20 protein-coding genes are annotated in these 21,033 nt (G+C 45.2%); 9 read left to right on the top strand and 11 right to left on the bottom strand.

Translation table 11 applies throughout. The features are described 5' to 3' along the window. On the top strand, nucleotides 1-780 hold the full coding sequence (locus AB4329_RS09395; RefSeq protein ID WP_372138124.1) for a murein L,D-transpeptidase family protein: 780 nt from the start codon (nucleotides 1-3) through the stop codon (nucleotides 778-780). Between the two features lie 77 nt (nucleotides 781-857). Here AB4329_RS09395 and AB4329_RS09390 read toward each other — a convergent pair whose 3' ends face one another. The 6 genes from AB4329_RS09390 to AB4329_RS09365 form a co-directional block, all read right to left on the bottom strand. Then, a complete protein-coding gene (locus AB4329_RS09390; RefSeq protein WP_017079569.1) occupies nucleotides 858-1,595 on the bottom strand; it encodes a sulfite exporter TauE/SafE family protein in 738 nt (245 codons plus the stop codon). A gap of 159 nt (nucleotides 1,596-1,754) precedes the next feature. Then, nucleotides 1,755-2,474 (bottom strand): glycerophosphodiester phosphodiesterase family protein, encoded by a 720-nt coding sequence (locus tag AB4329_RS09385; RefSeq protein WP_372138123.1) that lies wholly within the window; start codon nucleotides 2,472-2,474, stop codon nucleotides 1,755-1,757. Between the two features lie 56 nt (nucleotides 2,475-2,530). After that, complete coding sequence (locus AB4329_RS09380) at nucleotides 2,531-3,841, bottom strand: sn-glycerol-3-phosphate import ATP-binding protein UgpC (RefSeq protein WP_017079571.1); 1,311 nt, start codon at nucleotides 3,839-3,841, stop codon at nucleotides 2,531-2,533. Further along, nucleotides 3,831-4,673, bottom strand: coding sequence for a sn-glycerol-3-phosphate ABC transporter permease UgpE (ugpE, locus tag AB4329_RS09375; protein WP_372138121.1), 843 nt, complete (start codon nucleotides 4,671-4,673; stop codon nucleotides 3,831-3,833). The genes AB4329_RS09380 and ugpE overlap by 11 nt, the downstream gene beginning before the upstream one ends. Before the next feature lie 38 nt (nucleotides 4,674-4,711). Then, nucleotides 4,712-5,593 (bottom strand): ABC transporter permease subunit, encoded by an 882-nt coding sequence (locus AB4329_RS09370; RefSeq protein WP_372138119.1) that lies wholly within the window; start codon nucleotides 5,591-5,593, stop codon nucleotides 4,712-4,714. 209 nt (nucleotides 5,594-5,802) lie between these two features. Then, nucleotides 5,803-7,095, bottom strand: coding sequence for an extracellular solute-binding protein (locus AB4329_RS09365; protein ID WP_372138117.1), 1,293 nt, complete (start codon nucleotides 7,093-7,095; stop codon nucleotides 5,803-5,805). A 346-nt stretch (nucleotides 7,096-7,441) separates the two neighbouring features. Between AB4329_RS09365 and AB4329_RS09360 the strand changes: the two genes are divergently transcribed. Continuing rightward, on the top strand, nucleotides 7,442-8,764 hold the full coding sequence (locus AB4329_RS09360) for an IS4-like element ISVbsp1 family transposase (protein WP_009845967.1): 1,323 nt from the start codon (nucleotides 7,442-7,444) through the stop codon (nucleotides 8,762-8,764). A 72-nt stretch (nucleotides 8,765-8,836) separates the two neighbouring features. On the opposite strand, the gene AB4329_RS09355 is transcribed toward AB4329_RS09360, so the two are convergent. Beyond that, nucleotides 8,837-9,439, bottom strand: coding sequence for a 2OG-Fe(II) oxygenase (locus AB4329_RS09355; RefSeq protein WP_050711798.1), 603 nt, complete (start codon nucleotides 9,437-9,439; stop codon nucleotides 8,837-8,839). Nucleotides 9,440-9,641: 202 nt separating this feature from the next. Here AB4329_RS09355 and AB4329_RS09350 point away from each other — a divergent pair, with 202 nt between their 5' ends. Beyond that, complete coding sequence (locus AB4329_RS09350; RefSeq protein WP_104216066.1) at nucleotides 9,642-10,430, top strand: MBL fold metallo-hydrolase; 789 nt, start codon at nucleotides 9,642-9,644, stop codon at nucleotides 10,428-10,430. 146 nt (nucleotides 10,431-10,576) lie between these two features. Here the strand turns inward: AB4329_RS09350 and AB4329_RS09345 are convergent, their stop codons facing one another. Next, nucleotides 10,577-11,005, bottom strand: coding sequence for a RimK/LysX family protein (locus AB4329_RS09345; protein ID WP_004740039.1), 429 nt, complete (start codon nucleotides 11,003-11,005; stop codon nucleotides 10,577-10,579). Nucleotides 11,006-11,037: 32 nt separating this feature from the next. After that, nucleotides 11,038-11,943 carry a 30S ribosomal protein S6--L-glutamate ligase gene (gene rimK / locus AB4329_RS09340; protein ID WP_004740040.1) on the bottom strand — a complete coding sequence of 302 codons (906 nt, stop codon included), beginning with the start codon at nucleotides 11,941-11,943 and terminating at the stop codon, nucleotides 11,038-11,040. Nucleotides 11,944-12,545: 602 nt separating this feature from the next. Between rimK and AB4329_RS09335 the strand changes: the two genes are divergently transcribed. Then, nucleotides 12,546-14,330, top strand: a complete 1,785-nt coding sequence (locus AB4329_RS09335; RefSeq protein ID WP_372138116.1) for an SgrR family transcriptional regulator — start codon at nucleotides 12,546-12,548, stop codon at nucleotides 14,328-14,330. Between the two features lie 187 nt (nucleotides 14,331-14,517). Beyond that, nucleotides 14,518-15,579 carry an MBL fold metallo-hydrolase gene (locus AB4329_RS09330; RefSeq protein ID WP_029235615.1) on the top strand — a complete coding sequence of 354 codons (1,062 nt, stop codon included), beginning with the start codon at nucleotides 14,518-14,520 and terminating at the stop codon, nucleotides 15,577-15,579. Between the two features lie 111 nt (nucleotides 15,580-15,690). Here the strand turns inward: AB4329_RS09330 and AB4329_RS09325 are convergent, their stop codons facing one another. Then, nucleotides 15,691-16,116: a MarR family winged helix-turn-helix transcriptional regulator gene (locus AB4329_RS09325; protein ID WP_372138115.1), complete on the bottom strand. Its 426-nt coding sequence runs from the start codon at nucleotides 16,114-16,116 to the stop codon at nucleotides 15,691-15,693. A 97-nt stretch (nucleotides 16,117-16,213) separates the two neighbouring features. Here AB4329_RS09325 and AB4329_RS09320 point away from each other — a divergent pair, with 97 nt between their 5' ends. The 4 genes from AB4329_RS09320 to AB4329_RS09305 all read left to right on the top strand — a co-directional run bounded on the left by AB4329_RS09320 (nucleotide 16,214) and on the right by AB4329_RS09305 (nucleotide 19,563). Next, the gene (locus AB4329_RS09320) at nucleotides 16,214-16,705 is read left to right on the top strand and encodes a DUF2798 domain-containing protein (RefSeq protein WP_017081271.1); all 492 of its coding nucleotides are present in this window, start codon (nucleotides 16,214-16,216) and stop codon (nucleotides 16,703-16,705) included. Between the two features lie 34 nt (nucleotides 16,706-16,739). Next, the gene (locus AB4329_RS09315; protein WP_017060575.1) at nucleotides 16,740-17,045 is read left to right on the top strand and encodes a DUF3861 domain-containing protein; all 306 of its coding nucleotides are present in this window, start codon (nucleotides 16,740-16,742) and stop codon (nucleotides 17,043-17,045) included. A gap of 205 nt (nucleotides 17,046-17,250) precedes the next feature. Beyond that, nucleotides 17,251-18,015, top strand: a complete 765-nt coding sequence (locus AB4329_RS09310; protein WP_017060576.1) for a hydratase — start codon at nucleotides 17,251-17,253, stop codon at nucleotides 18,013-18,015. A 189-nt stretch (nucleotides 18,016-18,204) separates the two neighbouring features. Continuing rightward, entirely contained in the window at nucleotides 18,205-19,563 is a 1,359-nt protein-coding gene (locus AB4329_RS09305; RefSeq protein WP_102398607.1) for a Na+/H+ antiporter NhaC family protein, read from the top strand. Between the two features lie 201 nt (nucleotides 19,564-19,764). On the opposite strand, the gene AB4329_RS09300 is transcribed toward AB4329_RS09305, so the two are convergent. Next, entirely contained in the window at nucleotides 19,765-20,925 is a 1,161-nt protein-coding gene (locus AB4329_RS09300) for a multidrug effflux MFS transporter (RefSeq protein WP_372138132.1), read from the bottom strand. Nucleotides 20,926-21,033: the final 108 nt, after the last annotated feature.

Below are 21,033 nucleotides of genomic sequence, written 5' to 3'. Positions count from 1 at the left end.
GTGCGTTTGATTTGGCCTTTATCGTTGTGCTTACTCTTTTTTACTTCGCTCGGTTATGCGGAGCAAGTCGTGGTCGAGAAAATTGTGTCTGATGCGACCGCTATCGAAACTATTGTATTTGAGTCATCACCTTCCCATTCTAATCGCACACCTACGTCATCGGTCACCGCGAATGCAAAGCATGTCATTGTTATGGACGATGCTCTTGAAGGGGACTCTCAACAAAAGGTCGCCCAGCTTTCTCAACGCTCTTCACTAGATCCCTCTCAAAGCTCTTCATTAGGTCAACCTCAAAGTTCCTCTCAAGAGTTTTACACTCTACCTGACGCGTCTTCTGGCATAGACCCGTTATTGCAAGTAGTCACCTTAGTTAAAGTCGACAAATCTAAACGTAGAATGTATCTGCTCAAAGGGGAGGAAGTGGTTCAGGAATTTCGTATTGCGCTAGGTAAACAACCGAAAGGGCATAAGCGTTTTGAAGGGGACAACCGAACGCCAGAAGGGCAATACCAGCTCGATTATGTGATGGAAGAATCAGACTTCTACCGCTCGGTGCATATCAACTACCCGCGATCATCAGATATGCAGTGGGCACAAAAAAATGATGTTGATCCTGGGGGCAATATCAAGATTCACGGAATCAAGAATGGTGAGCGTCGTTCACCTAGTTTTATACAAAGCTTCGATTGGACGGATGGTTGTATTGCGTTAACCAATCAAGATATGGATGAGTTCATTCAACTCGTAAAAATGGGTACCCCTATCCATATTGAATGGTAGCTATCGGTACCCAATTTCCCTGAACAACTCTCGAAACAACTCTCAAAAACAATTGCCGAAATCAGCGCTAGAGCCAGTTACAGTAAGACTCGACCCGCACTGAAGATAGCTATCACAATGAGCAGTGCAATCGTGACTGGCTTGAACTTCGCCCCACCAAACCTCTCAAACAATTTTGAACCGACATAGCCGCCAAACATGCTGCTTGGTAAGAGTGCTAGAGTAAGCCAGACCACATCACGATCGACTAACCCTGCGATAGAGGCCGTAACAAAGGCGCTGGAATCAGCTAGTACAAAGAACGCAATCAGGCCGGCTCTGGCAATGTGTGGTGCGACAGGACTTGCCAATGCATGCGTGCCAACCGGAGGGCCTGACATTGAAGCCGCGCCATTCATAACCCCCGCAAGACTGCCTAGAATATAGGGAGCAAATCTAGGTTCGCTTTTGTATTGGAACCCTTTGTAGATCATGATTGCTGACGCAAAAATGAAGGCACTGATGATCAAGATGATCGTGTCTTGGCTAACGGATTTGAGCAACAGCAAGCCGACGGGCGTGAAGGCCAAACAAGGGATAAATACCTTTGAAACCCATCGCCAATTTACGTGATGTTTAACCTTCGGCAGCAATTGGATATTGCCTAACAGGTCGATCAGCATGAAAACAGGAACCAGTTCGATAACAGGCACGAATAACGCACTCAATGGCAATGCCACTAAGGTGAAACCAAAACCTGAGAAGCCACGAACAATAGCGGCGAAAATGAAGATTGCACCCAAAATTGGGAAGGTTGGACTAAAAATGAGATCCATAAATTAAGTAACCAATGAAGCTGTCTAATAAGGCGAGCTAGTGAAACTAAGTGAGTAGCGGAATGTACTCCTACTCACTTGTGTTTGCTACCTAATTTTCAGGTTTTTCAGGGTTAATTTTAAAGTCTCTCAGGGGGTACTTTTTCGGTATTTACGAGGTCAATTTATAGGGTTGAATTGATTCGGAAAATCAGTAAATACAGCATCTACTTTTGAGAGAAATTTGAAGCGAGACGGATCATTTACGGTGTAGCACCATGCTTGAATGTTCGCTTCGTTGAGTGTGTCAAGATCGCTCTGATCAACGTGTTCATAGTTCATGTGACAGCTGAACGCTTTGACCTCATTGATGAGTATAAGATCATCTTGAGTCAGTTGCTCTGTGATTACTCCCACTCGATATCTCGGTAAATGGCGAGCCATTTCAGCAACGACTTGATGGCTGAAGCTCGAAAGTAAGACCTTATCGGTGTCTAGATTTGAGCGAATCAACTCGTCGTGCAGCAAATCAACGACATAAGGGGCTTGATGTCGGCTGTCGACTTTGATTTCGAGGTTGACGCTAAGATCATGCTGCTCAACAAGTGCGAGTAACTCTTCCAACGTCAGTATTTTTTCTCCAGCGAACTGCTCAGACTTCCAACTGCCAAAATCGAGCTGACGCAGTTCAGCAAGGGTGTGTTCATCAACTCGACCCTTGCCATCGCTGCAGCGCTCAAGCGTGTGATCGTGACAAACGACCAGTTGGTCATCTTGAGTGGGCTGAATATCAACTTCAATCCATTTCAAGCCGAGTTTAGCCGCTTGTTCAATGCTTGCTTTGGTATTTTCTGGGTGAGTACCTGCGACCCCCCGATGACCTACGATGATAGACGACATAATTAATCCTTCTTAAAGACGCACCGTAAAAACGCATTAAATATCAGTGTACTCGATTAAGCTAGAGCCGTCGTTAAGCTTGTCGCATCTTCGTGTGACTCCTGTGATGTGAAGTTATTTGGGTGAATGCGTTTGCCAAGATTGTCAAAAATATGCAGGTTGGATTTATCGATGCTTAGCCCGAGAGGGACGGCTTGGCACAGCGTCGTTTCGGGTGTTACTGCAATAAAGGGTTGTTCGTTCACAAGGCCATGAACCAATTGATTTGGCCCTAAAGGCTCAACCACACTGATGCGTAATTCAAGCGGCAGCGCGTTCATGACTAAATCGGCACAAACCTCAGAGTGTTCTGGGCGAATACCAAGTGTGATGGCTGTATTTTTTACGTGGGCGTATTCGGGCAAGTACATTTGCTGGTCGCCAATCTCAAGGTAGCCGTCGTCGAGTGTTGCTGGTAAGAAATTCATCGCTGGGCTGCCAATGAAGCTTGCCACAAAGGTACTGGCTGGCTGGTGGTAGACCTCTCTTGGTGTCCCGACTTGCTCTATTTGACCGTTGTTGAGTACCACAATTCTGTCAGCCAGTGTCATGGCTTCAACTTGATCATGAGTGACGTAAACACTGGTCACGCCAAGCTCGCGTTGCAGCTTTTTGATTTCTAATCTCATGTGGGCACGTAGCGAGGCATCTAGGTTAGACAAAGGTTCGTCAAACAAGAACAGCTGTGGGTCGCGAACGATCGCTCGCCCCATAGCAACACGTTGACGTTGACCACCAGAAAGTTTGGCTGGCTTGCGGTCTAGGTATTCTTCGATCTTCAGCGTTTTGGCGACTTTCTCAATTTTATCTTCAATAAGGTGCTGACTGACACCTCGGTTCTTTAAGCCATAAGCGAGGTTTTTATACACCGTCATGTGAGGGTAGAGCGCGTAATTCTGGAAGACCATCGCGATATCACGCAGGGCAGGTTTCTCTGTATCAACCCGACGACCACCCAAGTGTATCTCACCGCCAGAGATGCTTTCTAAACCCGCAATGGAACGCAAAATAGAAGACTTGCCACAACCAGAAGGACCCACCAAAACAAGGAACTCACCCTCATCGATATCAAGAGAGACTCCTTTGACGGCTTGATGGCCGTTTTCATACGTCTTGACCAAGTTTTTGATACCCAACATGGTGGGAGCTTTACGCGTACGATCGTGAGTGGCTTGGTTGTGCGCTAGCGTCTGCTTTAGGTTTGGCATCGAGGTGTCCTCTGTATTTTTGTGGATAGCTTGGTGAGAAGGCTGGTGAGATGTCTTGTACTCATTGAGAGATTGAATGCGGTTATTGTTCATTTGAGTTGTGTCGTTATTATTTTTCACTTTCTACTAGCCCTTTTACAAACCAACGCTGAAATACAACCACCACTAATACGGGTGGCAACATGGCTAAAATCACCATAGCGAAAGCATAGTCATAGCGCGGTAAACTGGTTTCATTGATGTTGTTGAGTACTTGTTTTATGCCCATCACGATGGTGTTGTAGCCTTCGTCTGTGGTCATCATGATTGGCCACAGGTATTGGTTCCAACCCACCACAAACATGATGATGAAGATCGCGGCGATCATGGTTTTAGAAAGAGGCAGCAAGATATCGACAAAGAATCGAAATGGCCCCGCGTTATCTAACTGTGCGGCTTCTAACAATTCATCGGGGATGGTTTTGAAGAATTGCCTAAAAAAGAACGTCGCGGTGGCTGAGGCGATCAAAGGCAGAATTAAACCTGTGTAGCTATTAAGCAGCCCAAGCCTTGCGACAACTTCATAGGAAGGGATAATACGAACCTCTAATGGCAGTAGCAGCGTCACGAATATCAACCAGAACCAAGCTGTAGCATAAGGCAGTCGAAAGTAGACCAAAGCATACGCCGCCATCATCGAAATGATGATCTTACCGATCGCAAAACCTAGCCCCATGATCATTGAGTTGGCGATCATTTTACTGGCGGTGACTTCGCCACTGAAGCCCATACTCTTGTTCCAAGCTTCGCTATAAATAGCCGTAAAGTTATCGCCCGGTAGCCATTGCAGGCCTTCGCTGACAATGGTGTTCGGGTTATGCGTCGAGCTGGCAAAGATTAGCCAGATAGGGACCAACATAAACAGCATCCCAGCAATTAAAATTAGGTGGTCAGAGACCTTATTACTTTTCATAAATAACTCCTGTCGCGTTAAAATCCAGCTGTGATGGGCTAGTAGTGAACACGCTTTTCTACAACGCGAAACTGGATGAATGTGAGAGTGAGTACCAGTAGTAACAGCACAACAGATTGTGCGGAGCTGCCGCCTAAATCTGCGCCAACAAAACCATCTCGATACACTTTGTAGACTAACGAAGTTGTACCGCCACCCGGGCCGCCATTGGTCATGGTGTCGATTACGCCAAAGGTTTCAAAGAAGGAGTAGGTGAGGTTGATGACCAGTAGGAAAAAACCAGTTGGCGCGAGTAGTGGGAAAGTGATGGTCCAGAAACGTTTCGAGTCGCTGACGCAATCGAGCATCGCCGCTTCTTTTACGGCGTAAGAGATCGATTGAAGCCCAGCCAGAAAGTAGATGAAATTCACCGAAACCTGTTTCCAAACCGAAACCAAAATCAGAGCAAACGTGGCATCTAAAGGGTCGGTTTGGAAGCTAAAGTCCCAGCCTATAACCGCAAATATCTCGGTAAACACGCCAATGTGTGGGTTAAACAAGAAAGCACCGATTACGCCTGCAATCGCAGGAGCAACCGCGTAAACCCAAGTAAGAGTGACCTTGTAAGCGCCTTGTCCGTGAATGATGTTGTCGGCTTTAACCGCGAGCAGCAGCGCTAAGGCAAGCGATAAGAAAGAGACCACGATTGCGAACATTAATGTGAAGCCAATCGAGTTCAGATACTCGCTCGATTCGAATAGCATCTGATAGTTTTCGAACCACACGAAGATGGAAGAGGTGCCCCAAGGGTCTTCTAGCATGAAGGACAGGTAAACTGCCTTTGTCGCTGGGTAGATAAAGAAAACCGCAATGATGAGTATCTGAGGCGCCAAAAATAGGTAAGGCAGCGGAGAGTAAAAGAATTGCTGACGTCGTTCCACAGGGTAATCCCCAAAAATTAGTGACTGTTATCACTGTTAGTTACGGTGAGCACTCGCGCTATAGCAAAGGAATGCATCCAGTTGAGTTGTAGTTTTTGGAGCAAGAAATGGCGCTAGTGAAGAATCTCCTCACACCTTGCCATTACGTTTTTAATGACGCAGTGACAAGTGGTGAGGAGCAATGAACGGCTTTGGTTTATTAAGCCAAATTAGTTCATCGTACGAGCGAAGCGTTTCAGCAGTTTGCTGCTCTCATCTTCGACTTTATCTAGGCTGTTCTCGACGCTAGAGCGGTCGGCGAAGATATTGTCGAATTCACGATGCATCACTTCACGAATTTGAGGGTAGTAACCTAAGCGGTAACCTTTAGTCCATTCGCCCGATTTTAGGCTTAGCTGCTTAACGCCCACTTCTGCATCTGGTTGTTCGTTGTAGTAGCCAGACTCTTTCGCTAGCTCATAGGCAGCCGTTGTTACAGGTACATAACCAGTGGTTTTGTGCCAGTAGACTTGAGTTTCAGGCTTCGTCAGGTAATCAAAGAACGCTGCTACACCTTTGTCTTGCTGTTGGTCATGGCCATTGAGTGCAAACAGAGCAGCACCGCCAATGAAGGTTAAGCCTGCGTCTGGGTTAACCGATTTCCAGTATGGAAGGTATGTGGTGCCGAGTTCGAAAGGTACGCGATTACGTAAGCCACCGAATGAGCCTGAAGAACCCATCCACATCGCCACTTCTTGGCGCTCGAAAGGGGTTTGGTTTGCATCCCAGTCGCTGCCGTAATACTTGTAGTAACCTAGATCTGACCACTCTTTCATCTTGCTAACGTGCATCATCATGTCTTTGGTGTTGAACATGATTTTAGTGGATAGGCCGTCGTAGCCGTTGTTCTGGTCAGAGACTGGCAGGTTATGGCGAGACTTGAAGTTCTCGAACATGATCCATGGCGTTAGAGATTGAGAAAACGCAATGTGGCCTTCTGCTTTCAACTTCTTGGCCACCACTTCTAACTCTTCATAAGTCTTAGGCGCGTCGGCACCTACTTCCGCAAGAAGGTCTTTGTTGTAGTAAAGAACTGGGGTCGAACTGTTGAAAGGCATACCAATCATCTTGCCTTGGCTGTCTGCATAGAAGTTACGAACGCCCGCTAGGTAGTCGTTCGAATTAAAGTTGTATCCAGACTCAACCAGAATATCCTGTACCGGTTTCGCGACGTCTTTCGCGTTCATGATGGTTGCAGCACCGGCATCGAATACTTGTAGAATGTTAGGAGCTTCGCCTGCTCGATATGCCGCGATACCCGCTGTTAAGGTCTCTGTGTATGAACCTTTATAGATTGGCGTGATCTTGTAATCATCTTGTGACGCATTAAAGTCAGTCGCAATCTTATTGACGGTTTCTCCAAGTTGGCCGCCCATTGCGTGCCACCAAGTGACTTGAGTCGTTGCGAACGCTGGCATTGCCGCTGTTGCGGAAAGAACGCCTGCCAAAATTAGCTTATTCATCTTCTTTTCCTTTTGGATGAAATCGATGTAGAGGTATTGAATTAGAGTGTTAACGAGACGGTAGGGGTGTCGTTTGAAGCTATCTTGAACAGGGCGTATTTCACTTAAGTGGCTAAACCGTTTCACTGATATGAAAGATTCATTTCGATTTCATTTAAGAGAAAAGTTATTGATGGTTTTAATATTTATTGCGTGCGGTTTTTAAGAGGTATGTTGTTCAATACTCGCTCAATATTTGTTCCATAAAAAAGCCTCTCGAAGGAGATAATGCCGATCGTTTAAGAAGACTTGAACGATCTTGCAGTTAGCAGATAATCCCCATCAACAACGTTGATGGGGATTTTTTATGCTTGAACAAGAATTAGCAATGGCACACGAGACCATTGAAGATGCCGACAATTATGAATCTGTCGTCGACGCCATTCAGATTGAGTGGATAGAACAAGCTCTTCTTGAAACCAATAAAGCGAGCATAAGACGACGTCGGCTTCCCGCTCAGCAAGCTGTCTGGTTAGTTATTTGGATGGGGCTGCAACGCAACATGTCTATCAAAGAGGTATGCAGTTCATTAGACATTGCGCTTCAGCCTAAACCTGAAGATAGCTGGTCTCGTGTTGCACCTAGTGTCCTAACTGATTCACGCCGACGTCTAGATGAGAGTCCATTAGCGGCTCTGTTTCACACAACGGTAAAGGCTTGGAACGGAGATATCCTTCAACAAGATAAAGACTTAGAGCTTAATGTTCTTGCTGTGGATGGAACAACATTTAGGTGCCAAGATTCCCCAGAGAACGCTGAAGAATTTGGGTTCATCTCTAAAAAATTGAAACCTTACCCTCAACTTCGTTTAGTCGCTTTGATGTCAACAGAAACTCGAATGATTATGGGGGCGGCTTTTGATGGCTGTCATGTCGGTGAAACGACCTTAGCTAAGCGTCTATTCAATGATATCCCCGCACATTCATTGACCTTATTTGATCGTTGTTATTTCTCGGCAGACCTCTTGTTGTCGTGGCAAGAGAGTGCGGAAAATGCTCACTGGTTAATGCCTGCAAAACGTAAGCTACGCTATGAAGTGTTGGAGAAATATGCGGAGAACGACATGCTCATCTCAATGCCCATCTCTCCTCAAGCTCAACGGCAGAATCCGAATTTACCCGCACGTTGGGAAGCTAGATTAGTCCTATATCAAGAGCCAAAAGGCGAGATAAAAGGTTTTATTACTTCACTTACAGACCCTAGTAGATACTCGCTAGAAAGCCTGCTGCGTATTTACTGGCAACGCTGGGAGATAGAAGAAGGTTATGGTGAAATTAAACAGACTCAACTGCAAAGTCACGTCACTTTACGAAGTCGTTTTTCTGCCGGTGTGAAGCAAGAGCTTTGGGGCGTATTACTTGCCTATAACTTAGTGCGATTAGAGATGGTTAAGATAGCTTCAGAAGCCGGGGTTCGAGCGACTAGGGTCAGTTTTACCGCCGCAATTAACCTTATTGATGCGCAATTACGTTGGTTAGCTTTAAGTCCAGACGGAACTCTACCTGTAAAACTGAAAAGGATGAGAGACAGTTTAAGTCACTTCATTCTTCCAGATAAAAGAAAGGACCGAACGTTTCCACGTTCAGTCCTCTTTGTCCCAGCCAAATATCCGTTCAGGTTCAAGCAATAATGCTTATCCGAACGGCATTATCTCGAAGGAGAGGCTTTGAATAAGCTAGAGCTTGTTATAATCGGCTTTGTTCTAGTGTGCGATATCGAGTTGGTTGTCTTTCACGCCGTTAATACGGAACCAACCTGCAATACTGAATCGCTCTGTGTTTGTCGGCAGTACCTCGTGTGGGAACTGTTCAGATAAGAACACAAATAAGCGGCCTGACTTTGGTGGAATGGTCGCGATGTGGTTGTCTTTTAGGTCGTAAACCACAAGTTCACCAGCGTCTTCTTCTGTCCACTCATCATTCATATAGAACACAGTGGTCAGGCGGCGGTTTTCATTGCCCTTGAAACAGTCTAAGTGCTTCTGGTAGAAGTCGCCTTTTTCGTATTTAGCAAAGTGCGCTTCGTACTCGAACAGACCCAAAAAGAACGCTTGGTTTGCCGCTAAACGAATTTGTTCCATTTTGTCTAGGAACAGAGATGCTGGCTGACCCATATCGCGGCGCACCCATTGAATCTTGTCACTACGAATGGTCGACTCTCGCGTTACTTCATCGTTACGGCCAATCCTAGCCTTTTTCCAGTTCTCTGGAATGCAATCCCTCAATGCCACCACTTCTTCATGAGTTAAGAAGTCATCCCAAACGAAATAACCTTGGGTAGAAAGAGCATCGATTAATTGGTTCATGTATAGCACTCAGACAATAAATTAGAGGCGCATATATAGTCCTAATAACTTAGGTCAACAAATCACGTATTTTGTCGTCACGATAAAAGAGCGGAAGAGCATGGTACTTTGATGTGATTTTATAGTTAACAAATTTGTTACAAATAAATATGAGTTTGCTATGGTGTAGGTCTGACCAGTTGAATTATCACAAGGAGTGGGTTTGCAGCTGCATACCATTAAAGGTTACATCCAAGACATGTACTTGGTGGAGTATCCGGACAAATTACTGTTGCTCGATGGCGCATGTCGAGCCGATATTCCGCATTTGAAGGCTTTTATTGAAACCGAACTTATGCGTGATTTTTCTGATCTCCACACGGTTGTGGTGACACACATGCATCCTGACCATGCAGGGGCAGCGCACAAGCTCAGAAAGCTCACGAGCTGTAACTTGGTGGCAGCAAACCGAGACAAAGATTGGTATCACGGCATCGATGGCATTTTGATGCACCTGACCGACTTAGCGCTTGCTAGGTGGATGGCGAACCGCTTAGGCAAGCCTAAAGCAAACCTATGGTATTCAAGAAAGTTAAAGCCGGACTACAAGCTGTCTGATGGGGATAGTATTCCAGGGTTTGATGATTGGTTGGTTCTTGAAACACCGGGCCATACCGACCGTGATCTCTCGGTCTATTGCCCATCACACAGCGTGGCTTATGTTGCCGATTTAATGGTCGAGGTTAAGAAGAAGCTGATTCCGCCGTTTCCTATCTTTCACCCTAATAAGTATCGAGCGTCTGTATCGCGCATTTATGACATGCAGCTCGATACCTTGCTGGTGGCGCATGGTGGGCAAGTCGATTTCAGTCAGAAGGCTTTTGAACACCTGCTGATGAGTGCCCCAAGAAGGCCTGTTACACATTGGCGAGTGACGAAAATCAAAACCAAGAAATTACTTTTATCGATTGGGCGATTTGGTTTTCAATCTCATGGTAAATCGAAGAAATAGATCAGAAGTCTGAATGCAAAGTCGTGTATTCAGAGCTGAAAGTAGAAATAGAAAAATAGATAGCAATAAGGCCAGTCATGAGACTGGCCTTATATCGTTGTGAGTAGCTTTAGTTATAACCTGTGGAGCGGTTACGATGACTCGGATTAGTGAGTCAGCAGGAATTCACCCGCAGGGTCAACAATCACTTTGTCACTCATGCCTTGACGTCCAAGCAACATCATGTAAGTCATGTCTTGACGGTTGCTTAGCGTGATATCGATCGGCCATTGTTGGCCACCGATTCTTAGCATGGTTTCAATCACGCAACGGTGTTCAACTTCGCCGTTAGATGATTTAATTTTCTTACTTGTTTTCAGTTTCGCCTTGCAGCGCACCGTCTCTTCTAGGTGATAAACGTCTGGGTGAAGGTCGAACTCTACGAATTTCTCACCATTTGATTTAACACATAGTAGATTGTCTACGTGTAGAGAAGAGGTTTTAGCCCCTGTATCAACACGTGTATGTAGTCCAGTTATCCCTAACTCTGGTAAGCAAAGTGCTTCGGTATTCCCTATGATCATTTTATTGTTCATTTTCTTTCCAATCATGAGTTATCGGTATTCAATCAGCCCTTGCCACGAGTACGGTTAGCGTTTGGTTTTGCATTCTTCTCGATGAATTCGAAAATCATGTCTGCTACATCTTTACCCGTTGCTTTCTCGATGCCTTCTAGGCCTGGAGAAGAGTTTACTTCCATTACTACTGGGCCGTTCTTAGATTGTAGGATATCTACACCACATAGGTTTAATCCCATGATTTTCGCTGCATTGATTGCTGTTGCGCGCTCTTCTTTGGTTAGTTTAACCAGCTGAGCAGTGCCGCCACGGTGCAGGTTAGAGCGGAATTCACCTTCACCAGCTTGACGCTTCATTGCAGCAATTACTTTGTTGCCAACAACAAAACAACGGATGTCTGCGCCATTTGCTTCTTCAATGAACTCTTGAACCAAGATGTTCGCTTTTAGGCCCATGAACGCTTCGATAACGCTTTCTGCTGCTTTGTTTGTTTCTGCTAGTACAACGCCGATACCTTGAGTGCCTTCAAGAAGCTTGATCACAAGTGGCGCGCCGCCTACGTTTTTGATCAGGTCTTGAATCTTGTCTGGGCGGCTAGCGAAACCTGTTTTTGGTAAGCCAATACCTTTACGAGACAACAGTTGTAGTGAGCGCAGTTTGTCGCGAGAGCGACTGATTGCTACTGACTCATTGATACAAAAAGTGCCCATCATTTCAAATTGGCGAACAACCGCAGTTCCGTAAAAGGTAATGGAAGCGCCAATACGTGGAATAACAGCATCGTATTGAGGTAGCTCTTCACCCATGTAGCGAATCTTCGGATTGTTACTCGCGATATCTATATCACAGTGCAACGTGTCGATAACATCGACCTGATGACCACGTGCTTCTCCAGCCTGCTTTAGACGAGCGGTAGAGTATAGATTTTCGTTGCGAGAAAGAATTGCGATACGCATGGCGTTTCCTTAGTTAATACCTGATTGGTAACTGCAAATAAATTAGTTGTTAGCTGAGCTTTCAGTTTTTTCTGAGGCTCCTTGCTTGCTTCGGGGCGAACCTTAAGGCTTTTCGTTCAACTAAGAAAACGAATTAAATTTGTCGAGTCGACAACGGAAATTTATCGATTGTGTGAGCTATTGGTACAGCAGGCTTGAGAGGGGAATTGGAATGGAAAAGCGAGTTGAGACCTAACTCATATTGGGGGTAGGAGCATATTAGGTTGTACCCAACTCGCGTTTACTCGGTGCTAAAAAGTGTACTAATAACGCCAGTTACATAGATCTAAAAGTGTTCGTAGTGCTTCTCTTTCGAGCTTACTGCAGGTGCTTTTTAGCTTGTTAAGATAGTATTTTCTCATGGTCATTACTCTCTCTGGTTAGGCTTTATTTACAACCTATGGTTTGTTGCTGACCCGTTCATTATGGATAATTAAGAGGAACTAAAAAACAGATGTTATTTTTATTGGTTGTTCCTGTTTTGGTCGCATTACACTACTTTTTGATGAATGTGTTTTATAATGGGCTTAATTAGGAAGAGCTATCTTTAAAAGGTTCATTATTTGTCTGATCTAAACATGATGCGTTACTACACGCGGCTAGAGTCGTTCGAGCCAAACATTTCTCATTCAGTCACCCTAGCCGAAGTAGCGGATATGCTGTTTACAAGCTTGCGTCACGCTCGAACCTTACTTGGTAAGATGCATCAAGCTGAATGGGTGGTGTGGGAGCCAAAAGTTGGCAGGAATCAACGCTCTAACTTAACACTGCGTTTTAGCAATTCAGAGTTGGCGCAGCATGTTGCAAGTAAACTGATAGAGCAGGGCAAGTACGAAAAAGCACTTTCCATATTGGATAATGACCGCGCTGTGTTTGGTTCTTTACTGCAAGAAACTTCCGGCGCGACCATGCGTGAAGGGCTGCTGCACGTTCAATTAACCTATAAGCGTAAGTTTGAGGATTTGTTTCCGCACCATATACACCGCAGTAGCGAACGATTTTTGATAAGACAGGTTTTTAGCTGCCTAGTGACGTGTAATGGTAAAGGTGAGTTAAAGCCTGAATTAGCTCACCATTGGGAATATGACACAGAGCAACTGGTTTGGACTTTCTATCTGCGCCCCGGTCTGACTTTTCATGATGGTCAGCCAGTAGATGCCAAGCAGCTGGTTGCTTTGTTTACTGCTCTACAAGCTCTGCCTTTCTATCAAGCTGAGTTAGATCATGTCGCTTCCATCTACAGTGAGCAGCCATTAAGGATCAGTTTTAAATTAACCCAAGCGGACACAGGTTTTGCGGGGTTGCTTGCTGGTGTTAAGTATTCGATTCAACCCGCCGAGCAAGTGATGCGTGAACCATTACCATTGAGCTCAATGTCTCATGCTGTGATCGGTACTGGCCCTTTCAGAGTGGTTGAAACCAATAGTGAGCGCATCAAGCTCTCGGCATTCGAACACTTTTACGGGTGTCGCTCTTTAACCGATGAAGTGACTATTTGGCAGTTTGAAGAGTCGATGACAGGTAGTGCTCGATTCGATGATAGCCAGATGCAGGTGTCACCTTATGAAGACTCCGCCTGTTTTCACCAATTAGGGAAAAGCGACACTGAGCTAGTCTCGGCTGAAACTGACGGGCTTCGTAGTCGAATCGAAGATGGTTGTTTGTTTGTTCTGTTCAATCAAAACTCAGCAGTGAATCCGTTAAGCGACGAGCAACGTAAGTACCTATCAGCCCTTGTAAACCCTCAGGCTATTTTGGCGCAACTGGAGCAAAACCAAGGATTATTCAGTGTCTCTTTGGCTCAGAACATATTGCCAAGTTGGCAGAAGCTGTATCGAACGCCTTCCAGAGAGAGCGAGTTGCCTAAGAAATTGAGCATTGCGGTATATAACTACTATGCCCTTTATCGGTGTGCGATTTGCGTGTCGGACATCCTTAAACGACATGGAGTGGAAGTTGAAGTGAACACCTATAGCTTTCGAGAGTTGGCGCTGCTTTCTCAGCGGGGCGATTTAAAAGAAGATTTGGTATTGTGTAACCTGAATCTCGATGATAATGCGCCATCTTCGCTGTTCTCGTGGTTGATGAATGACCCTGTATTGCATTCCGCGCTCGGAGAGATGAACAGTGATTGGCTTAAACAGCGCTTAGATCATCACAAAGCCTCAGTTGAACTGCCGAATTACTTGGCAGAGTTGGAGCCTGTTGCATCGACGTTGATTTCTGATTATTGGCTAGTGCCTATGTTCCATCACCTACAAACCGTGCGTTTTCAAGGCATTTTGAAAAACGTGGCCATTACCAACTGGGGATGGCCAGATTTCAAGAATGTATGGTCTGCTGATTAACCTTTCTTACTAGCTAAATAACTAAGTTAACTCGTTGCCAAAATTGGTTTTTCCAAAATCGACTTTGACACGCTTACGTCTAGATAAATTAAAAATTACACTCGGTGGTTTACTTTTTGGTTTTGGCATATAAACTAGTCGGTGTAGTTTATGTGTTGGGTCTATCCCAACGGTTAAAGAGATACCAATGAAAAAATATCTATTACCGATTTTAGGAGTACTTGCCGTGGTCGCTATCGTAAGCACAGGTTCACAATCAAACGACAATCTAGATAAGCTTCCAAAGAAGTTTGCTAACAGTGAGTTGGAATACAAATCGGGTATGTCTGATATTTTTTCAATCTTGAAAGCATACGTGACTGTGGAAAGAAACGAGCCAGTGCCACGTGCTGCATTGCCTTTGATTCCGATGACAGCCGAGCAATTGATCGAAGAGACAGAAGACGTTGCGTACCGCTTAGGTCACTCAAGTGTGATGATGAAGCTAGATGGCAAGCTAGTGATGACTGACCCTGTGTTCAGTGATCGAGCATCACCAGTGCAATGGATGGGGCCAAAGCGCTTTCACCCAACCCCAATCTCACTGCAAGATCTACCTGACATCGATGTGGTAGTGATCAGCCATGATCACTACGACCATTTAGACAAAGGTGCCGTGAAGGTATTAGCCGACAAAGTAGGGACGTTCTTAGTGCCATTAAGAGTGGGCGCACTGTTGGAAAAGTGGGGCGTGGATAAAGAGAAGATCATCGAATTGAACTGGTGGGAATCGGCAACGGCCTCAGACATTGAGTTCACGTTGACACCGACACAGCATTTCTCTGGTCGTGGCTTGCTTGATCGTGACCAAACACTGTGGGGCAGTTGGGTTATTAACGCTTCAGACAAGAAAGTCTTCTTTAGCGGTGATTCTGGTTACTTCAATGGCTTTAAAGAGATTGGCGACCGTTTTGGGCCGTTTGATTTAACCATGGTTGAAACGGGTGCGTATAACTCACTTTGGGCGGATATTCATATGTTCCCAGAACAGAGTGTTCAGGCACACATTGATCTGCAAGGTAAGGTGATGATGCCAATCCACAACAGTACCTTCGACCTTTCTATGCATGATTGGCAAGACCCAATGGAACAAGCACTGGCGATAAGCAAAGAGCGAGATGTACAAATGGTAAGCCCGGTGATGGGTGAACGTTTGGTGATCTCAGAGCCTGTACCTGTTCAGGCATGGTGGAAACTAGCATCGAATTAGAGCTGTCATCCAAATAGACATAGCTAAACCACTAAGCTGTACAACCCAACTTATACACGAAACGCCACCGATCTTACGATTCGGTGGCGTTTTTTCGTTTTATTTTTAAGATCAGCTTTCTAAGTTCTGCGCCATTTTCTTCGCAATTTTTCTGAATTGTTCTAACTCGTCTTCGGCCATGCCTTTGGTCATTCTCTTCAGCATGTCTCGATCGATATCCGAGACCTTACTCATGATCTCTTGACCCTTATCAGTCAGAATCAATAACTGGCTGCGCTTGTCTTCCGGGTTCGGAGACTTCTTCACAAGTTCCTGATTGATCAAGGCATTAATGAGCCGAGTGACCTGTGCTTTATCACGATCTAGGAAGTGTGCGATATCGATAGCGGTACATGGAGACTTCTTAGTAATGATCTTCATGACACGAATGTTCATAGGTGCGATCTCTGAGTCTAAGCTCTCAATCTGTTCGCTCATTTGACGTTTCAAAGAGTGCACTAGACGAAAGATTGATTCTAGCGATGTGTTATCAGACATAAACGATCCTTAGAAATATAGTTGACATTATCAACTACTGTATTTATAGTTGACATTATCAACTTAATTGTTCGTAAATTCAAGACAGGAAATAGATATGACGATTCAAGCAACTCTAACGCCAACTCTTCCTGAGCAAAAAGGCACACCGGTTTTATACAAAGTTTTGGTCATGATGAGCTTAATGCTGACGATTGGCGGCAGTTTAACGGCTGTGATGACTTACATGAATGTCGGATTCGGCGAGGAATTTATTGGCAACTGGCTTTCTTCGTTAGCCCTTGTTGTCGTGATCATGATGCCAATGGGCACGGTGATGATGGCTTTAGTCACCAAAGCCGTTGCTAGAGTGTTCACAACTTATAGCGAGAAAGTTCGCAACCTGATCGTAGGACTGATCATGGCATTCATAATGGAGTCCATGATGGCATTTGTAACAGCGGCAAATAACATTGGATTTTCGGATACATCGGCGTTTACCAGTGGATGGTTTAATGGATTTATTGCCGCACTTCCCATTGGCCTTGCGATCATGGTCGTGATGTCGATGACGGTTAAACCTAAGCTCGAACGATTCATGAAGAGCTAACCAAAACACTTTTTAAGCATTTTAGGAGGTCCAAATGAAAGCATTCACAGGCAAACACAATAACTACCGTATCACTATCGAAGAAGTGAACATCAAAGAAGATCGTGAACTTCAAACCATGCAGTTTGAAATTGAAGACAGAGAAGATATGTTCGCGATTGTTGAGAAGATCAAACATGACAGCGGCTTAGATGAGCAATCAGCAGCGCGACTAGGAGTGAGCATTCGCTTGTTAGGCCCATTGATGATGCAAGATAGAAAACACCCTCTGTTTGTTGATTTTATGCCTCACTTCAGAAACTTCATGCAGAATTTGAAGAAGACGTTGAAAGGGCAGTAAAGCCTAACCATCAGCAACACATCGAAAAGCCAGTAACGAACTTACTGGCTTTTTTACATTTAAATCAAAATAGTTTCAGTTGTTTGCGTCTAGAATATGCGAAAATTGATGGCTGAATTTTCGGTGTAGCACCGTTGTTGAATTGTCTATTCAAGCTTTAAGAAATCCGATATTATACTGGTCATAAAACTAAAGGTGGTATTATATGACAAATGTATTTAAACAAGCAGCTGAAGAACTGTTGAGTCGTCGTGTTGCTGGCACCAAAGCACCAAGATTGGACGAACAGTACCGTCCGAATAACTTGGAAGATGCGCTAAAGATCCAATCTTCAATGATCGATTTGAAAAGCGATAAAGTCGGCGGTTGGAAGTGCTTACTTCCTCTGGCTGAAGACAAGTTTGTTGTTGCGCCAATCTTCTCGGGCAGCGTTCAACAAGGCGAAGTTTGTGAACTGTTTGCTGACAACGGCGTAGTACGCGTTGAGCCTGAAATCGCATTTACGCTTGCTAAGAGCCTGCCTGCAAGCCAAGAAGGCTACAGCGAAGAGCAAATCAACGAAGCGATTGGTTCTTGCCACATGGCACTTGAGTTAATGCAGTCTCGTTTTGCGGATGACAGCGGCGCTGAGTTCTATGAAAAGCTGGCCGATGGCCTAGTAAACCAAGGTCTATTTATTGGCTCTGAGATTGATCGCGAAAAAGCGTTCACTTCTGCAGAGATCAGTATTGAAGTGACTCAAGGCGAGCAAGTTCAAGCATTCGACGGTAAGCACCCGAATACACTGCCACCAAGCCCAATTTACTGGCTGATTAACTACATGACACGTCGTGGTGTTGATTTCCAAGCGGGTGAAGCCATTATCACGGGCTCTTACTGCGGTATCGTGGAAATGGAATTCGATAAACCAACGACCTTCCACTACGAAGGCATTGGTGAATACCAAGTAACGTTCAAGCAGAAACGCTAACTTCTAGCGGCGCACTATCTGTTATCGAAAGGCTGTTTACTGATGAGTAAATAGCCTTTTTTATTACGTGATGCTCAATAGGGTTCTTATTACTTTGCATTAAATTAGGCGTTTAGACGTCTAGACGTTGACAAGTTCTAAGTGTGACATTAGTCTGCTCACCTTCCTGTTCTATTGTGTTGTCGTTCCATGTCCAATTCAAAAAATTCTAACGCGGTAATTGCCCCTTCTGCAGTGGCGCTTATCCCTCTGATCGTTTTCCTTGCGCTGTTTATTGGCGTGGGTACATACCTGTCGCTACAAGGCGTCGATTTTGCTTTCTATCAACTTCCAGCTCCGATTGCGGCTCTGCCTGCTGTGATGTTAGCGTTGCTATTGAGCAAAGATAAATTGAACCGTGCGATTGAGCAGTTCTTAGGTGGCGTGGGTCACAAAGACATTATCGCAATGTGTATGATCTACCTATTGGCGGGTGCTTTTGCTGCTGTGGCTAAAGCTTCTGGTGGCGTGGACGCGACGGTAAACCTTGGTCTATCGGCTATCCCAACGAGCATGATCCTACCGGGCATCTTCCTTATTTCGGCGTTCATTGCGACAGCAATGGGCACCTCTATGGGTACTATCGCTGCGGTTGCTCCTGTTGCACTAGGCATTGCTGACTCAGCTGGTATGAGTATTCCTCTAACCGCTGGCGTAGTGCTAAGTGGCGCTATGTTTGGTGACAACCTTTCTATCATCTCAGATACCACGATTGCCGCGACTCGCTCGCAAGGCTGTGAGATGAGAGACAAGTTTAAAGAGAACATCCGTATAGCACTTCCTGCTGCACTTATCGCGATTGTTATCTTTGCTTTCAACAGCACCGCAACTCAAGTTCCTGAAACAGGCCCAATTGAATGGCTGAAAGTCCTTCCGTACATCACTATCCTAATCCTTGCGGTATCGGGCATGAATGTGTTCGTTGTGTTGACGATTGGTATCTTGCTAGCGGGTGGAGTGAGCCTAGGTTCTATTGAGAACTACGGTATGACGGATTACGCTCAAGATATCTACGCAGGCTTTGGCAACATGCAAGAGATCTTCTTACTGTCGATGCTGATTGGTGGTTTGAGTGAGCTGATGCGTCGCCAAGGTGGATTAGCATTTCTGACTAACTTAGTGAGCGGTTTGATTCGTGCATTTGGTTCTTCTCACTCTAAGCAAGCGAATGGCCGCGCAAGTGAGCTAGGCATTGCAGGCTTGGTATCAATGGTGAACCTATGTACGGCAAACAACACCGTAGCAATCATTGTTTCTGGTAGTGTGGCTCGCCAATTAGCTGAAGAGAACGATGTATCTCCACGCCGCTCTGCAAGCTTATTGGATATCTTCTCTTGTGTGATTCAAGGCGTGTTGCCTTACGGTGCGCAGGTATTGCTGTTAGGTTCGGTATTTAACCTATCGCCTTTGGATATTGTAGCTAACTCTTACTACTGTTTTGCTCTTGCAATCGTGGCTGTGGTTGCTGTGTTTATTAAACACCCAGCACGTCAAGTGGCTCAAGCTTAGTAACAATTGACCAAACTGAGTGCTCACTGGCTCTGATAAGAAGGCTCCTTAATAGGAGCTTTTTTGTGCGTGAAACTCATGGCTTGAAAATTCAATGTACGTCTTCAAATACAAGAAAACCGCCTATGTAGACGGTTTCTAATTTCGTTATAGCGGTTTTCAAGTTTATTGTAGTGTGAATGACAATTAGGCTTGAGAGCTTTAATTCAGCTTATTAGTCACGAACTCTTTGTTTCTGACCATTAGCCACATCAGGCCGCCTAGCGTACCGATGGATAATTGGATAAAGCCTAGGTTTTCAATCAGTGACTCTGGGCGGATTGAAACTAATACCATGCCAAGCGAGCCACAAATCATGCTGAAGAACTGTATCAGTGCGACGGCAGAGCCCGTGTCATGATCTTGTTGATTCAACATCAAGTTGGTCCCCGGTACTCGCATGATGATCGCCATTAATGTTGCTGGTGCAGCGATGAACATGAAGAACCAAGGGGACAGGTCGCCAATGGTTAGGGTGAAGATTCCCGCAAGCGCTAATAAAGCAAAACATCCTGAGATGATCTTTTGAACCGGCATTCGGTAGGACAACTTCATGTAAATTGTTGGACCAAATGAGGCGCATAATGCATTGAATGCGAACGCGTAGCTAAACTGTTGTTCGGTCAATCCAAAGTGATCGATGTAGATATAAGAACCCGCCGCAAGAAAGCCCATCAACGCCATCGGTATGATAGAGAAAATGACCAGCAGCTTGACGAACGAGCGGTTTTTCATGACCACGCCCATTCTTCCCCATGATCGGAATATAGAACCTTGGTATTTGTTTTCGAGTGTTTCTCGGTAGCAGCAAGCTAATACTGACGCAAATGCACCAAAAATGGCGAGCGTGACAAACATCATTCGCCAAGAAGCAATTTTCAGTAGAAAGGCACCAAATACAGGCGCAACCATTGGCGCGATGATCACCAGTGACATGATAGTCGCCATGATCTTTTCACGTTCTCGGCCGTCATAAAGATCTTTGACAATGGCGGTAGCGATAACGGTGATAGCACTGCCAGCAAAGGCTTGGAATACACGAGCACTAATCAACTGTTCGATGCTATTGGTCATCGCGCACAATATGCTCGCGACCATATAGCTCGCTAATCCAATTAATAGGATCGGCTTACGACCAAATTTTTCGCTGAGCGGCCCCCAGAACAAAAGACCGATGGCGTAAGTAACGAAGTAGCTGCTCAGGGTTAGGTTGACCATTGATCGGTCAGTATTAAACACCTCGACCATCTGCGGAAGCGCAGGTAAGTAAAGGTCGATGGTCAATGGAGGGAAAGCACTTATTATGACGAGAAAAAATAGCATACCGGTCTTTCCCAGTACTGGTTGTGGTCTCTTCAAGGTCGCTCTCCGTTGTCCAAGGTAGGTTTCTAATTGATGTGATATTGATATACAGAAGGTTAAGGCACGTCA

The organism is Vibrio sp. 10N.261.54.A5 (assembly GCF_041471145.1).
GTDB lineage: Bacteria > Pseudomonadota > Gammaproteobacteria > Enterobacterales > Vibrionaceae > Vibrio > Vibrio crassostreae_C.
This window is presented reverse-complemented; position numbering and strand designations above follow the sequence as displayed.